Annotated in this window: 14 protein-coding genes; 7 read left to right on the forward strand and 7 right to left on the reverse strand. The window is 39.3% G+C overall.

Annotated features, from left to right (window positions below; genetic code table 11):
• Positions 1-58 precede the first annotated feature (58 nt).
• Positions 59-1,060 carry a MoxR family ATPase gene (locus IV512_RS05805; RefSeq protein ID WP_209401518.1) on the reverse strand — a complete coding sequence of 334 codons (1,002 nt, stop codon included), beginning with the start codon at positions 1,058-1,060 and terminating at the stop codon, positions 59-61.
• A 156-nt stretch (positions 1,061-1,216) separates the two neighbouring features.
• On the opposite strand from IV512_RS05805, the gene IV512_RS05810 reads away from it, so the two are divergent.
• From IV512_RS05810 to IV512_RS05820, 3 genes are all read left to right on the forward strand, one after another.
• Positions 1,217-2,092 carry an aldo/keto reductase family oxidoreductase gene (locus IV512_RS05810; RefSeq protein ID WP_209401519.1) on the forward strand — a complete coding sequence of 292 codons (876 nt, stop codon included), beginning with the start codon at positions 1,217-1,219 and terminating at the stop codon, positions 2,090-2,092.
• 16 nt (positions 2,093-2,108) lie between these two features.
• Entirely contained in the window at positions 2,109-2,864 is a 756-nt protein-coding gene (locus IV512_RS05815) for an SDR family NAD(P)-dependent oxidoreductase (RefSeq protein WP_209401520.1), read from the forward strand.
• Between the two features lie 153 nt (positions 2,865-3,017).
• Positions 3,018-4,154 carry an ATP-binding protein gene (locus IV512_RS05820; RefSeq protein WP_209401521.1) on the forward strand — a complete coding sequence of 379 codons (1,137 nt, stop codon included), beginning with the start codon at positions 3,018-3,020 and terminating at the stop codon, positions 4,152-4,154.
• A gap of 8 nt (positions 4,155-4,162) precedes the next feature.
• Here the strand turns inward: IV512_RS05820 and IV512_RS05825 are convergent, their stop codons facing one another.
• Positions 4,163-5,113: a carbohydrate kinase gene (locus IV512_RS05825; protein WP_209401522.1), complete on the reverse strand. Its 951-nt coding sequence runs from the start codon at positions 5,111-5,113 to the stop codon at positions 4,163-4,165.
• Positions 5,114-5,283: 170 nt separating this feature from the next.
• On the opposite strand from IV512_RS05825, the gene IV512_RS05830 reads away from it, so the two are divergent.
• The 4 genes from IV512_RS05830 (at position 5,284) to IV512_RS05845 (ending at position 9,348) form a co-directional block, all read left to right on the forward strand.
• On the forward strand, positions 5,284-6,420 hold the full coding sequence (locus IV512_RS05830; protein WP_209401523.1) for an SPFH domain-containing protein: 1,137 nt from the start codon (positions 5,284-5,286) through the stop codon (positions 6,418-6,420).
• Positions 6,421-6,481: 61 nt separating this feature from the next.
• A complete protein-coding gene (locus IV512_RS05835; protein WP_209401525.1) occupies positions 6,482-7,564 on the forward strand; it encodes a DNA helicase PriA in 1,083 nt (360 codons plus the stop codon).
• Entirely contained in the window at positions 7,561-8,286 is a 726-nt protein-coding gene (locus IV512_RS05840; protein ID WP_209401527.1) for a metallophosphoesterase, read from the forward strand. Before IV512_RS05835 ends, IV512_RS05840 begins: the two co-directional genes overlap by 4 nt.
• 63 nt (positions 8,287-8,349) lie before the next feature.
• Positions 8,350-9,348, forward strand: a complete 999-nt coding sequence (locus tag IV512_RS05845; protein ID WP_209401529.1) for an acyl-ACP desaturase — start codon at positions 8,350-8,352, stop codon at positions 9,346-9,348.
• A gap of 87 nt (positions 9,349-9,435) precedes the next feature.
• On the opposite strand, the gene IV512_RS05850 is transcribed toward IV512_RS05845, so the two are convergent.
• The 5 genes from IV512_RS05850 to IV512_RS05870 all read right to left on the reverse strand — a co-directional run bounded on the left by IV512_RS05850 (position 9,436) and on the right by IV512_RS05870 (position 15,206).
• Positions 9,436-10,005 carry a hypothetical protein gene (locus tag IV512_RS05850; RefSeq protein ID WP_209401531.1) on the reverse strand — a complete coding sequence of 190 codons (570 nt, stop codon included), beginning with the start codon at positions 10,003-10,005 and terminating at the stop codon, positions 9,436-9,438.
• Positions 10,006-10,030: 25 nt separating this feature from the next.
• The gene (locus IV512_RS05855) at positions 10,031-10,942 is read right to left on the reverse strand and encodes an OmpA family protein (RefSeq protein WP_209401533.1); all 912 of its coding nucleotides are present in this window, start codon (positions 10,940-10,942) and stop codon (positions 10,031-10,033) included.
• Positions 10,943-11,541: 599 nt separating this feature from the next.
• Positions 11,542-13,095, reverse strand: a complete 1,554-nt coding sequence (locus IV512_RS05860; RefSeq protein WP_209401535.1) for an aldehyde dehydrogenase family protein — start codon at positions 13,093-13,095, stop codon at positions 11,542-11,544.
• A gap of 108 nt (positions 13,096-13,203) precedes the next feature.
• Positions 13,204-13,560, reverse strand: coding sequence for a DUF1304 domain-containing protein (locus tag IV512_RS05865; protein ID WP_209401537.1), 357 nt, complete (start codon positions 13,558-13,560; stop codon positions 13,204-13,206).
• 41 nt (positions 13,561-13,601) lie between these two features.
• Positions 13,602-15,206, reverse strand: coding sequence for a CHASE domain-containing protein (locus IV512_RS05870; protein WP_209401539.1), 1,605 nt, complete (start codon positions 15,204-15,206; stop codon positions 13,602-13,604).
• Between the last annotated feature and the right edge of the window lie 6 nt (positions 15,207-15,212).

Genomic DNA, 15,212 nt, shown 5'->3' on the forward strand with positions numbered 1-15,212 from the left:
TCAGCATAGATTGGTCAAAATGCTGGGCAAGTAATATTTATTGTCAAATAGGCCCCGATTAAGGCACTTCGATCTCGTTGACGATTCTATTGATGATTTCTTCTGAAGTAATATTCTCCGCTTCGGCTTCATAAGTGATTCCTATTCTGTGGCGGAGTACATCATGTACCACGGCACGAACATCTTCAGGAACTACGTAGCCTCTTCGCTTTATAAAAGCATAACACTTAGATGCATTGCCTAGATTGATACTTCCCCTCGGCGAGGCACCAAAACTGATCAACGGTTTTAAGCTTTCAAGATTATATTTTTCCGGGTATCGAGTGGCGAAAATCAGATCGAGTATATACTTCTCGATTTTTTCATCCATATAGACCTCTCTTACAGCTTTTTGAGCGCTCAAAATCTGATCTAATGTCACTACCGGCTTAACGGTTTCGTACGCCCCTAATAGATTTTGGCGCATGATCAACTGCTCTTCCTTCATTTTAGGGTAGTCGATGACAGTCTTAAGCATAAAACGGTCGACCTGAGCTTCCGGTAAAGGGTAGGTACCCTCTTGCTCAACTGGGTTTTGGGTAGCCATAACCAAAAAGGGCTTGTCAAGAATAAAAGTCTCGTCTCCAATGGTTACCTGCTTTTCTTGCATGGCTTCTAAAAGAGCGGACTGTACCTTGGCCGGCGCACGGTTAATCTCATCGGCAAGAACGAAATTAGCGAAAATCGGACCCTTCTTTATTGAAAAGTCATTCTCTTTCATGTTGTAGATCAATGTACCTACAACATCTGCCGGCAAAAGGTCAGGCGTAAACTGTATACGGCTAAAACTACCTTTGACGGCTTTCGACAAAGTGTTGATGGCCAGTGTTTTTGCTAGTCCGGGTACACCTTCCAATAAAATATGCCCTTGCCCTAAAAGTCCGATCAATAATCTTTCGACCATGTGTTTTTGACCAACGATGACTTTGTTCATTTCTAATACCAGCAAATCGATGAACGCGCTTTCTTGAGCTATTTTTTCGTTTACCGCACTAATATCTACAGTAGTATTTTCCTCCATATATATCTACAAATTTTGGTTTGGGCTGGCTGTTTTTTGAATAGAGTGCAAATTGAAAATTTATTCATTGCCTAGCTGTTAACGATTGGTTAAAAAAATTTGTAAGCCCCTATTTTTGTGAAGCTTTTAAGGTAATTATTTTTAATTTAACGCTCTATGCAAAAGAAGGATTCTTATTCAAAAATAATTGCGGGCACAATGACTTGGGGAAGTTGGGGAAAGCAATTTTCTAAAGCCGAATCGGCAGCTCTCATCAATTATTGTCTAGAAAACGGTATTTCGACTTTTGATCATGCGGATATTTATGGTGATTATACCAACGAAGCTGAGTTCGGGCGGGCGTTGATCGAAAGTAATGTTCCGCGCGAGAAAATTCAACTTATCAGTAAATGTGGAATACAATTTTCTGCTGAAAGTAGAAATAATCGTGTGAAGCACTACGATTATTTAACAGATTATATCATTTGGTCAGTAGAACGATCACTTCAAAATTTGAAAACGGATTATTTGGATATGTTGTTGTTGCATAGGCCTAGTCCGTTGATGCAGCCCTCTGAAATTGCAGAAGCTGTAAACAAATTACAAACTGCAGGTAAGATTAAAAATTTTGGGGTTTCTAACTTTTCGCCTTCTCAAATCAAGTTATTGGAAAAGGAAATTGAGATAGATGCAAATCAAGTAGAGTTTTCACTGACCCAAAACAGGGCCATGAACGATGGTACGTTAGATGATATAATGGCCAATGATAGAATAGCGATGTCGTGGAGCCCTTTGGGTGCTTATTTTAAGGAAGATAGCCCAGCGATATCGAAAATCGGGCACTGCCTTAAGAACTTTTGTGAAAAATATGATGCAACTGAAGATCAACTTTTGTTGGCGTGGATCATGAAACACCCTTCAAGAATAAAACCAGTGGTGGGAACCACTACGAAAGCAAGGTTGACCATGGCGGCAAAAGCCGTACAAATCGAGATGGAACTTCAAGATTGGTTTATTTTATTGGAAGCGGCTAATGGAAATGAAGTTCCTTAAAACTTAAATATAAACTATGAGTAAAACGGTATTGATTACAGGAGCAACAAGCGGAATTGGTAAGGCAACGGCAATACTTTTCGCAGTTAAAGGTTTTCGGTTGATCCTATGCGGAAGAAGGCAAGAACGCTTAGAGGCGTTACAAAACGAATTGGGTAAAAAAACCGATGTACACATACTAAATTTTGATGTGCGAAATAAAGAGTCGGTCTCGAATGCAATAGTTGCTCTACCAAGCAATTTCACCGAGATAGATATATTGATTAACAATGCAGGAAATGCACATGGGCTGGATCCCATTGAATCTGGAAATACCGAGGATTGGGACGCCATGTTAGATATTAACGTGAAGGGCTTACTTTATGTGTCGAAAGCAATTATTCCGAAGATGGTAGAACGTAAATCGGGACATATCATCAATATAGGTTCAACAGCGGGTAAAGAAGTTTACCCTAAAGGCAATGTGTATTGCGCAAGCAAACATGCCGTTGATGCACTTACTACGGGTATGCGTATCGACTTAAATCAGTATGGTATCAAGGTGGGTGCGGTTAACCCTGGGGCGGTAGAAACCGAATTCAGTAATGTGAGATTCAAAGGTGATGATGAAAAGGCCGATTCTGTTTATGATGGTTTTGATCCCCTAGTCGCTGAAGATATTGCCGAAACCCTACTTTTTGTAGTCACAAGGCCCAAACATGTAAATATTTCCGATTTAATTGTGACCCCTACCGCTCAGGCGTCGGCAACGGTGTTTAATAAGAGAAGCTGACGGTTGAATATTGAATTTATGATTTGAGAGCTTCTAGATTTGTAAAATTCTGAATTTATTCTAAAAATCAACTTAAATAAGTGGTAGTTCGCTCTGACCTATTTAACTTCATGGTCATTTATACATGAATACACATAAGTCACACAGGTTCAAATGATCAATAAACGTTTACTCGTAAAAAACTTACTTGCGCATAACGATGAGAACAGTTTTTATGATAAAAAACGATTTATTGCCATCGGTCAAAAAGAAGGGAAGGCCAAGTTTTTAAAACACGTTTGTGCCTTGGCAAACAGCAACCCTAGAAACAATTCGTATATCGTAATCGGGGTAGAAGATGAAGATAATAAAATTGTAGGTGTAGACTTTTTTGATGACAGTAAAATACAGAACCTTGTCAATGCCTATTTAGATAATCCACCTTTAATATCTTATGAAAACATCCCATTTCCTGATCTTCCTGAAGGTAAGGTGGTCGGGCTGGTAACCATTAAATCAAATGGCAAGGTTTGCGCCTTAAGAAAGAATATCTGGAAATATTATGGTGGAATGGTGTTTTTTAGGGAGGGCAGTATTAGTTTGCCCAAAGCATTTGATATTGAGTTAAAAGACATCAATTCTGAAAAAGTCGCTACCGTCGAGCACCATGCTCGTAATAACATAGAGCTTACTTTAGATGGGGTCATCGATTTTTTGAACTTTCAGCATAAAGACCTTGATAGCGATTATAAAGTATTCAAAGAACAATTCGTAGTTTGTTGGGCCGGACACCTAAAAAAAGTGAAGGATCAGAACTATTATTCGAGAGTTGATATCGAACTTATCAATGAACAGGTAAAATTATTTTATTCGGCTTTAGATGAAATCACCATCGCCTATGATGAAAATTCATTTACTACTGTGGAGTATGTGCAGCTGGGCTTAGGGTCAAAACAAAGCTATTATCCTTTAGAAAAAATGGTGATTACATTTTATGATAATGGTAAATATCAGATTACAAGCGATTTAATTTTCGACCCTCCACAATATGATAAAAAAAACTTATATCACATTTATAATGCCAACAATGCCCTTTTAAAAAAGTTAGAAAGTCAAATGGCTCTAAGTGGCCCCGAAAGGGATGATTTAAAGCACTTGCCTGCTACCTATCTCATTTGTTATTTGAACGGTTTTGAAGATGCTCGAGAACAAATGGAAAGAGCAAGAACGTTATTAAAAAAATACGACCAGGCCATTTACCTATCGCTAAAAGAGTCACTTCGAATTCTCAGAAAAGTGAAGTACAGTTGATACGGCAATCATAGATGGGCCTGAACTTCTTCTAAAGTGGGCAAAGAAGGTATGGCGCCATAATTCGTGGTGGTTATCGCGCCGGCAATATTGGCTTTTTTGACCATTTCAATGAGTAGTTGATGGTCATCAATTATTTCTAAGGCATTGTTCAGGGTTGAAATCTGATAAAGTAGACAACCGATAAAAGCGTCTCCCGCTCCAGTGGTATCCAAAGGTTCAATGGTTATACTAGGTATGGTTGTCTTTTTGGTCGCAGTACTTACGAGTGTGCCTTCACCGCCCAACGTGATTGTAATAATTTGTGCCCCAACCTTGTGTAGATGGTCACAAGCTTTTTCCAAATCTTTTTCGCCCGAAAGCAGTTGTGCTTCCTCAAGACTAAATTTGCATAAATGAGACTTTTCGACGAAGGGCATACATTTTTTAATGAAGATTTTTTCCTCATTTTTCCAAAGGTCTCCCCGAAAATTAGGATCAAAGCTGATAAAGGAATTTTGTGTTAGGGCATCAAAGAAGTAACGTCCGTAAGCTTCTTCAAGATCGCCGCCCAATAAAGCAGTGGCCGCACCAAGGTGGATCATATTGCCCTTAAAACCTTTCTTTATTCCAGATTGATATTTTAACCTTTTATCGGCACCTCTGCTAAAGACGAAATCGCGCTCTCCATTTTCAGCTAGAGAAACAAAAGCTAAGGTGGTAAAGTGTTTAGATCTTTGTGTCAAAGAGATGTCTACATTGTTGTTTTGCAAAACATCGAGCAAAAAGGTACCAAAAGGATCATCGCCAACACACCCGACAAATTTACTTCTTCCTCCGAGTTTTGCGACGGCACAGGCTACATTGGCCGGTGCCCCGCCAGCTTTTTTGGTAAACTCATCAGCTTTTGAGAGGTCACTGCCTTGCTTTTCGGCAACAAAATCGATCAATAGCTCTCCTATGCAGTAAATGCTCTTCATATCTTCAACTTTACCGCTCTAAAGTACTGACAAATGTAGCATTGTGCCAAAAAAAATAAAATGGTTTCAAATTTACAGTGAAAATGTACGATTGGGAACAATAAGAATAGCCGTCTTTGACAGCAGTGTAGAAATCCCTACCTTTTTGAAAAATTTTAAAGTGGGTTAAAATGGACATATTCAATGAAATAAAGAAGAAACTTAGTCATGAGTTTATAGATATTATCGAATGGTTAGATGCTACCAACGATACCATTGTTCATAGATTTGAACGATATCAGAATGAAATTAAGAATAATGCGAAGTTAGTGGTCAGAGAAGGCCAAACCGCGGTTTTTGTTAATGAAGGTCAGTTGGCCGATGTCTTTACTCCGGGAACTTATACTTTGAACACAAAAAACCTTCCCATGCTAACAACTCTCAAAGGATGGAAATATGGATTTGACAGCCCCTTTAAAGCAGAGGTGTATTTTGTGAATACCCGCTTGTTCACAGATGAAAAATGGGGTACTAAGAGTCCGTTTGTTCTTAGTGATGATCGCTTTGGCTTGGTTGAGATAAGAGCATATGGTACCTATAGCTTTCGTATTGAAGATGCTGGAAAATTTGTTATTGATGTGGTCGGTACCGATGGCAATTTTACGAATTACGAGATTAATGAGCATCTAAAAAGTCTGATAGTAACTAGATTTACTGATACCGTAGGGGAAGCCAACCTGCCTATTGAGCTTTACGCAGCAAACAATACCGAACTTTCAGATACTTGTCAAGAAGTAATGCAGCCAGAATTTGCTAGGGTAGGTATAGAATTAGAGAAGTTTTATATCGAAAATGTATCCATGCCCGAAGAACTCAAAAAAGAAATCTTCGAATATAGTCGGCTTGATAAATTGGACATGGCAAAACTTTCTCAGTTCAAAGCAGCAAAGGCTATGGAAGCCGCAGCTAAAAATGAAGGCGGTACGGCCGGTGCAGGTATGGGTATGGGCATGGGTTTTGTATTGGCACAACAAATGGGCAATATGATGAACCCCCTTGCAACACAACCGGTTACTGCTGCCCAAACACCTCAGGCTGCCGTGCCTCCGCCAATGCCGCCACAAGTTTCGTACTATTACGCCGTCAACGGGCAACAGAATGGCCCAGTACCTTTTGATAAATTAAAAGAGCTTTTCGCCAATCGTTCAATCAATAGAGATTCTCTGATATGGAAACAGGGTTTGTCAAATTGGGTGGCTTTAAAAGAGGTAGAAGAATTAAAATCTTTTTTGGGAGGTAACACTCCGCCGCCACTACCCACGACATAAAATTCGATTATCACTTTTTTTTTGAATTTTCAAGCTGATATTGAAAAAGCACATTCTGTGTATGGAAAATCCTCAAAAATCAGAGCTTAAAAAATCTTGCGCCAATTGTGGTGCAGAGCTGAAGTTCAAGCCAGGTTCTCATCAACTTAAATGTGAATATTGCGGTTATGAAGAATTTATAGAACAAGCAAAAAGTAGTTTTGAAGAACTTGAACTGCAACACTATTTAAAGGTTGTTGGCGAGAATGCTTATACAGAGACGATTGATCTTTTGCATTGTAAGAACTGTGGGGCGAATCAACATGTAGAGGAAAACTATAAATCGCTCAGTTGTGTTTACTGTAGCGAGCCCTTGATTAAAGAAGATGTGGAAGAAGAGGGGTGGATTTTACCCGGAGCAATAATCCCTTTTCAGATTGATGAGAAAAAATCTAAAGCCATATTTAAAAAGTGGGTGAATAGCCTATGGTTTGCGCCCAATAAACTGAAAAGAGCGGCTCTTGATCCCGAAGGATTGCATGGCCTTTATCTACCATATTGGACATTCGACGCCAATTTGCTCGCCAAATACCAAGGGCAAAGGGGCGATTATTATTATGAGAATAGAAGAGTGCGTACAAAAAACGGTACTCAGACAAAGCGGGTACGTAAGACGCGCTGGTCGGCGGTTTCTGGTGAGGTAGATGGATTTGTAGATGATATTTTAATAAATGCCTCCGAGAAAAAACGTCGAGATATACCCGCCAAGATTTCCTTTTGGAATATGAAGGCCTTGGTACCATTCAATTCAAAATACCTTTCTGGCTTTGTGACCGAAAAATATACGGTTTCTTTGAAAGAAGGGCATCATTGGTCTTTTCAAAAGGCGAAGGAAATTGCCAATACGTGGATCAAGCGAGATATTGGTGGTGATACCCAGCGCGTTCGTCAAGCCGATATTAAACTGTCGGAAGAAACGTTCAAGCATATCTTATTGCCGGTCTATATTAGTTCATATCGCTATAATGGTACAGAATTTCAATTTTATATAAACGGGCAAACGGGCCAACTAAGTGGAACAAGACCCTATTCTTTTTGGAAAATTTTCTTTTTGGTACTATTTATTATTGCCGTCATCGGTATAATTGCGATTTTTGCCAAATGAGAACACTGGCAATAGGAGATATTCATTCAGGATTAAAAGGCTTGCAACAACTATTGAGCATGGCTGAAGTTAGTGATCAAGATCAACTTATTTTTTTAGGGGATTATGTTGACGGATGGAGCGAGGCGACCGAAACCGTAGATTTTCTGATAAATTTGGGCAAGACGCATAGGTGCATCTTTATAAGGGGCAATCACGACGTACTTTGCCTAGAGTGGTTACAGCAACGCAAAGACAACCCGTTATGGCTCAAACATGGTGGTGAGGCCACTAGGTCTTCTTATGAAAATGCTGACCAAAAGACCATTGCCGAGCATATAGATTTTTATGAAAACCTAACTAATTATCATCTTGATTCTGATAATCGTTTGTTCTTACATGCGGGTTTCACCAATCTCAAGGGAGTAGATTTTGAGTATTTCTCACAAACATTTTATTGGGATCGCACATTATGGGAGCTTGTATGTTCCCTAGACCCGAACCTAAAGCCCGATGATGTTCGCTACCCAAAAAGATTAACGAATTACAAAGAGATATATATTGGCCATACTCCGATATCAAAAACGACGGCCGTTGAGCCAAAGTTAGCGGCCAATGTATGGAATGTAGATACAGGAGCAGCATTTAAGGGACCTTTGTCAATGATAGATATCGATACCAAACAAGTTTGGCAAAGTGATCCCGTACATGAACTTTACCCGAATGAGCAAGGAAGAAATTGAAAATAGCTTTGCTATTACTACAATTTCAGTATTTTATTAACGAACTTTGTAAAAAACATAATCATGCCCGAGAAGAATATAAGATTAGAGGTGATGAAGGCCATAGAGCCGCAGGTAGAAGGGTTTATGGATTCTTTTTTGCTTCCAGTAGAAGACATTTGGCAACCCAGCGACTTTTTGCCCGATTCCGAGAACGATAATTTTTTAGAAGCAGTTAAAGATTTAAGGGGTGAATCAAAAGAGCTGGGCTATGACTTTTGGGTGACTATGGTCGCTGATACTATTACTGAAGAGGCTTTGCCAACTTATGAGTCTTGGTTGATGGATGTTGAAGGAATCGATCAGCATGGTGAAAATAAAAAGACCGGTTGGGCCAAATGGGTCAGAGCTTGGACGGCCGAAGAAAACCGTCACGGCGATGTACTCAATAAGTATCTATACCTTTCAGGAAGGGTGAATATGCGTGAGATTGAAATTACTACCCAACATTTGATTTCCGATGGTTTTGACATAGGTACAGATAGGGATCCTTATAAGAACTTTGTGTATACTTCATTCCAAGAATTGGCTACCAATATTTCTCATAAAAGAGTTGGAATAATGGCCAAGAAAAAAGGTAATGCACTTTTGGGTAAAATGTGCACCATTATTGCCGGTGATGAAATGAGGCACCATTTGGCCTATAGAGAATTCGTGAAAACTATTCTCGGTGAAGACCCTTCAGGAATGATTTTGGCTTTTGCCGATATGATGAAAAAGAAAATAGTTATGCCGGCCCATTTTTTGAGAGAGTCGGGCGGGGTAGTAGGTGCAGCCTTTGAAAATTTTTCGAACTGCGCGCAACGAATGGGAGTCTACACGGCCCAAGATTATGTTGATATTCTTAGAAAATTGAATAATTATTGGGAAATTGAAAAGTTGCGAACTCTTTCTGAGGAAGCAGAGAAGGCAAGAGATTACTTGGTAAAACTTCCAGCTCGTTTAGAAAGAATATCAGACCGAATGAAATTTCCTGAAGATCAATATCGTTTCAAGTGGGTAGAGGCCAATGGAATGGTCTAAGCTTTACCGATACGAGAATATAAATAAACTAAAGACCCCGACTTTAAAAAAGTCGGGGTCTTTAGTTTAAACCTGTCAGCGATTAGATTACAATCTGCCGTGATCATGCTCATCTTGCCATTTGGCCAATTCAGTCCATTTGCCTTCGTAGCACATTTTTGCCTGCATAGGCCATGAGGCGGGATCATGAACTTTGTACCGATCACCCCCTGTTGCCAATACTTCTTTGCAACTGGCGACCGAGGTTTCGGAAAGCGCCTTCCAAGTACTTATTCCAGCGCCTTTAAAAAGGCCTTCTATCTTTGGTCCTATACCCTCAATAACTTTTAAATCATCTTGTTTAATATTTTTTCCGAAAACTGCTTTTGCAGCAGCTGCGTCAAATGGAATTAAGACTGGAACTGCTTCTGCAGTAGCTCCCAAAGATGAAGTGATATCAGTAGCAGCAGGTTGTGCCGGGATCGCACTTACTTTTTTATTACATGCATCGAGATCCGCTTGCAATTTGGCATTTTTATCATGACAAAGCTTTAGCTCCGCAGAGTTATCGATTGTTTTGACACTACCCTTACCAAGTAAATAGCCGAAGATAGCACAGAGTATACCTACAAGAAGGGGTATAAGCCAACACCAGATGTTCATGTTTTCAAAATTCATTTGATTCTAGTTTAATTGTTATTTTTTATTTGATTGAAATTACCGTTCTACGATTTTGTGCTCTTCCTTCCTCCGTATCATTGCTGGCAATCGGGTTTTGCTTTCCTTTGGATGCGGTACTAATTCTACCTTCAGGAATACCGTTGTTTACCAAATAGGCTTTTGCGAAATCAGCTCTTTCTTGACCTAATCTTAAATTAGTTGATACTTTGCCCTCACTGTCGGTATAGCCGATTATTTCACTTTGGGCATCCGGAACTTTATCTAAGTATCTAGCAATGTCGGCTACTTTCTGCCGTTGTTCCGTAGATAAACTGATTGAGGCTTGCGCAGTATCAAAATAAAGCACCAAAGGGTTTTCTTTAATTTTGTTGTACAATGCTTTTATTTCAGCTTCTGCATTGGCCGATACCTCATTCAAACTCAATTCTATTGGACCCATGAGCACCTTGTCTTTGGGTATAAAATCGTCTTTAAGCTCACCTGAAATATTGATTTTTGAAGATGGAATTTCTTGGGAAACGAGATAGTTTTTTACCGAGTTTGCTCGAGCCAGACCTAAGTTCGGATAGGCAGTTTCGTTTATTTCATCACTCTTATAATACCCGGTAACATTAATAACCTTATCGTTGTTAGAACTCAGGTAATTCTTGAGTTCAGTATTTACACCTGCTTCAATTTTGCTCGATAGTGGTGTCAAGTAATTTGAAGAAGACAGATTGAAGTTAAAATTGTCTAAGGTTTCATAAGTAAAATCCCCGTCTTTAAGTGAAAACGGATAAAATGTGGGTTCGGGCTCCGATTGAGGTGCCATAACCTGTTTCGGATTGTCTTCTACCGTAACGGTACCACAACTGCTACAACAAGTAATGTAGAAGTAAATTCCCGCTAAAATGGTAATGACAATGCCCAACAGGTTGGTCATCGTTTTTGTCATGGGAGGTAAATGTTTAGTATTCAGCTTACAATGTATTAAAAAAAACTAAAAAATGTGTTAACGCTATATGATTAATTGCGCACATTGAGTAGGGTAAGTATTACTAATTGAATTTTTATTATAAAAGCATTGGCCCGAAATTCATTTTATAAATGTAATCGGCATTCTTCCTTTATAATATGGACTAAGATTGAACAGAACCTCATTCGAAAATTACACTAAATACATTTTAAGGCATATTGATACAGGAAAAATGACCATTTATACAAAAACTGTGGTGTGCTGTGCTGTGCATCAGTATATTTAGTCTGTATTTGGTAATCAATGGAAGATGAAGAACGGGATTATGAAAATATTAAATTTCGTCAGTATGGTGGCAGTTCTAGGTATGTAAGTAAGGATTGTTTGGTGGAAGTTGAAGAAGGCCCGAGACCATTGACGTTAAGATAGGGATGAGAGAAACAGTCTATTATAGGCTTCTTGTCTCATCTATAAAATACAATAGAATTGTTTGAGTTAGTTTAGTTTAAAAACCCGTCGTGTTTTTTTCTTGTCTGTTCGGGGGAAGGGCGAGGAAGCGAAATAGGCGGGTTTTACTTTTATAAATCGAATTTGATACCTTGAGCAAGGGGTAGCTCAGTAGTGTAATTAATGGTATTGGTCTGTCTGCGCATATAGACCTTCCAGGCATCTGAACCGCTTTCTCGACCGCCTCCGGTCTCTTTTTCTCCCCCAAAGGCCCCACCTATTTCCGCTCCTGAAGTTCCAATATTTACATTGGCTATGCCACAATCGCTTCCGGTAACCGAAAGAAACTTTTCTGCCTCACGAAGATTGTTGGTCATAATTGCCGAAGATAGACCCTGCGCTACATCATTTTGAATAGCGATAGCGTTCTCTACATCCCCAGAATACTTGAGTAAATAGAGAACCGGAGCAAAAGTCTCATGCTGAACTATTTTAAAATCGGGTTTGGCCTCTGCGATGACAGGTTTTACGTAACAGCCACTTTCAAACCCCTTGCCACTTAATACACCACCTTCTACCAATATAGAACCACCTTCTTCTACCACCTTTTCGATTGCTTCTTGATATGCGGCTACGGCGTCGGTATCAATTAAAGGGCCTACGTGATTATTCTCATCTAAGGGGTTGCCTATTTTCAATTGGTCATAAGCATCGATAACTGCATTTTTCACGGTGTCGTAAATTGAATCATGAATAATTAGTCGACGCGTTGATGTACAGCGTTGACCTGCAGTGCCTACTGCCCCGAAAACAGCTCCGATAACTGTCATCTTAATATCTGCATCTGGTGTCACAATTATGGCATTATTACCACCCAGCTCTAAAAGTGATTTACCTAAACGGGCAGCTACTGCTTGGGCAACAATTTTACCCATTCGTATCGATCCTGTAGCTGAAATTAATGGTATGCGGTGGTCATTCGTCATCATCTCACCTATCTTATAATCTCCATTTACTAAGCACGAAATACCTTCGGGCAGGTCATTTTTCTTTAGAACATCAGCAATTATTTTTTGACAGGCAATACCGCACAAAGGTGTTTTTTCAGAGGGTTTCCAAACACATACATCTCCGCAGACCCAGGCTAAAGCGGTATTCCAAGCCCAAACTGCAACGGGAAAATTAAATGCGGATATGATACCGACAATACCTAGGGCATGATATTGCTCGTACATGCGATGACCTGGTCTTTCTGAGTGCATGGTCAAACCATGCAATTGTCGGCTTAAGCCTACTGCGAAATCACAGATGTCGATCATCTCTTGAACTTCCCCTAGACCCTCTTGGTAACTTTTGCCCATTTCATATGAAACCAATTTTCCGAGTGGCTGTTTTAGTTCTCGAAGCTTTTCACCAAATTGGCGAACAACCTCTCCGCGTTGAGGGGCCGGTACAATTCGCCATTGCTTGAAAGCCTCTTCGGCACTATCTATTACCTTTTCATAATCTGCTTGTGATGTAGTTTTCACCTGTGCAATCAAAGCACCATCAACAGGGGAATTGGAGTTAAAATTCTCACCTTGACCAAACCAAGTGTTTCCTGTGGATGTACCTTGGTTTACGGAGTCGATTTGAAGGGCTTCAAGTACATCTGAAATTCCTGCGTGCAAAATAGATTTAGTCATTTTGTAACTTTTTAGGCAGATATTGTTATATTATAATCAAATATACTTTTTTAGAAGAAGATTGTGAAATCAAAAGCGAACATATAGCCTATGCATTTGGTTTGATTTTTACTTCAGTATCACGATAAGAATGGCCACAATTGCGGGAAGCCCTTGAACAAAGAATATTTTTTTATCCGCTGTAAGCGCGCCATAAATGCCAGCAATAGCAACGCATGATAGAAAAAATAGAGAAACATTGGTTTTCCACAAAGGATTAGATATAAAGAACGTCCAAATTAGTCCAGCTGCCAAGAAGCCATTATAAAGGCCTTGATTTGCTGCTAGTGGCTTGGATGGTTCAAATAACTCTGGCGGAAAATTTTTAAAAATCTTTCTGCCTTTTGTGGTCCATGCGAACATCTCGAACCACATAAAATAGAGGTGCAGAAAAGCGATAAAACCAATGAGGATTGTTTCAATCATACTTTAAATATAGTCAATGTAAGAATGCAAACGTTTAGAAATTAAGCTTGTGCCTGATTTCTAAAGGCAAGATCGAATTGAGTGCCATAGTCGTTCGATTCGTAGGTGAGCTTAGCGGAGATTTGCCTACATAGGGCTCTTATTATTTCAAAACCGATACCCTCTGCTTCCTTGATGTTGAAATGTTCAGGAAGCCCTTTTCCATTATCTCGAATTGACAATAAAACATTTTCTCCACTTTGCTCGGTCACATCGATTAATAGCTCGTTGTATTTGGTGGTATCGGGGTAAGCGTGTTTCACCGCATTGGTCACCAGTTCAGATATAATAAGGGCCAAAGGAACAGCACGGTCAAGGTCGATAGATATGTAAGGACAATTTATCTTATAGGTAAATGAAGCTGAAATCTTTTTTTGATGCTCCATCAAGTCCACCAAATAGTCATGAAGATTAACGGCTTTCGAATCTTGGTCTTGGTAAATTTTTTGGTGCGTAAGGGCAATGGCAGAGATTCTAGCCTGACTATCTGATAGAGCGGTAATCGCTTCTTTGCTCACGAGCTTACGCTTTTGCATATTCATAAGGCTAGACGTAATCTGAAGATTGTTTTTGACCCGATGATGTATTTCTCGAAGTAAGTTTTCTTTCATTTTATTCGACGCTTCGAGCTCGCTGGTACGAAGTAATACACGCGCCTCTAGACGATCGTTGTAATCATCATTTTTCTTGACTACATAAACGAGTAGGCCAGTGGTTAAAAGTCCGAATAAAAGCACTAAGTAAGATTCAAGAACATGGGGGAAGTCAATATACTTTTGTTTAGGAATGAAACTCATGTACCAAGTTCTATTTCCTATGTTTAATTTTTTAATGATTTCACTTCCTTCTTTATGCTTTTTGAGTGGTAGATTAGTGAATAGGGGGTTTTCGTTTGCCGCAGAATCGGTTATGGTAATATTAACTATTGGCAGTTCGTTTTTCAAAGTTTTTTTGACGAACAAATCCATTCTATAAATACCGGCCACAATACCCTTCGTTCTGCTCAAATTTGAATCTTGCACTGCCTTCAGCGCTAAAAATCCGAGTACGCCATTGTTTTTCTGCACAAGTTCGATAGGTGCGGTGAAAGTTATTTCTTTTGTACTGATGGCTAAGTCTATTGCCGATTTTCTATTTTCTTCAGAATAATTGTCATACCCTATGGCATCTTTTAGAGGTTTTAGGGGATTCAATAAAGCAATGGGATAGTGAACCTCATTGGCCGTTATGGGTACGAAGCCTCCTGCAGAATCTGATTCAGTAATGACTAATTCTTCAATTTCTTTATTTTTTGAATCACCAATTTTTGGAGCCCATTCCAAAGCGCCAATACTAGGAAGTTGTTTTAAATAGGGGTTCGTGAATTGTTCAAAAAGATTCTGCGAAACATCGTCGTGGTTCTCGAAGAAAAAACCCATCGATTCAATAACGAGATTAATCTTGTTTAACTCATCTGTTATTTTCAATATCGATTTTGAAATCGTGTTATCTACTGTAATTTTATTCTTGGATAGATATCTTGCATTGATATTGTAAAAAATAAAGAAGGAAATTAGGGCTCCAATGAGAAGCACTGACAAGTATTTGAAAAGTTGAAACCTCGTCATAAATTA

The sequence above is a fragment of the Pseudozobellia sp. WGM2 genome (assembly GCF_017810075.1).
In the GTDB taxonomy this organism is placed as follows: Bacteria; Bacteroidota; Bacteroidia; order Flavobacteriales; family Flavobacteriaceae; genus JADNYK01.

Bases quoted from the DNA above. Each gene is read 5' to 3' on its own strand.
- IV512_RS05860 (WP_209401535.1), bottom strand. From the start codon at position 13,095: ATGACTAAATCTATTTTGCACGCAGGAATTTCAGATGTACTTGAAGCC.
- IV512_RS05840 (WP_209401527.1), top strand. From the start codon at position 7,561: ATGAGAACACTGGCAATAGGAGATATTCATTCAGGATTAAAAGGCTTG.
- IV512_RS05835 (WP_209401525.1), top strand. From the start codon at position 6,482: ATGGAAAATCCTCAAAAATCAGAGCTTAAAAAATCTTGCGCCAATTGT.
- IV512_RS05870 (WP_209401539.1), bottom strand. From the start codon at position 15,206: ATGACGAGGTTTCAACTTTTCAAATACTTGTCAGTGCTTCTCATTGGA.
- IV512_RS05845 (WP_209401529.1), top strand. From the start codon at position 8,350: ATGCCCGAGAAGAATATAAGATTAGAGGTGATGAAGGCCATAGAGCCG.
- IV512_RS05855 (WP_209401533.1), bottom strand. From the start codon at position 10,942: ATGACAAAAACGATGACCAACCTGTTGGGCATTGTCATTACCATTTTA.
- IV512_RS05830 (WP_209401523.1), top strand. From the start codon at position 5,284: ATGGACATATTCAATGAAATAAAGAAGAAACTTAGTCATGAGTTTATA.
- IV512_RS05805 (WP_209401518.1), bottom strand. From the start codon at position 1,060: ATGGAGGAAAATACTACTGTAGATATTAGTGCGGTAAACGAAAAAATA.
- IV512_RS05865 (WP_209401537.1), bottom strand. From the start codon at position 13,560: ATGATTGAAACAATCCTCATTGGTTTTATCGCTTTTCTGCACCTCTAT.
- IV512_RS05850 (WP_209401531.1), bottom strand. From the start codon at position 10,005: ATGAATTTTGAAAACATGAACATCTGGTGTTGGCTTATACCCCTTCTT.
- IV512_RS05810 (WP_209401519.1), top strand. From the start codon at position 1,217: ATGCAAAAGAAGGATTCTTATTCAAAAATAATTGCGGGCACAATGACT.
- IV512_RS05820 (WP_209401521.1), top strand. From the start codon at position 3,018: ATGATCAATAAACGTTTACTCGTAAAAAACTTACTTGCGCATAACGAT.
- IV512_RS05825 (WP_209401522.1), bottom strand. From the start codon at position 5,113: ATGAAGAGCATTTACTGCATAGGAGAGCTATTGATCGATTTTGTTGCC.
- IV512_RS05815 (WP_209401520.1), top strand. From the start codon at position 2,109: ATGAGTAAAACGGTATTGATTACAGGAGCAACAAGCGGAATTGGTAAG.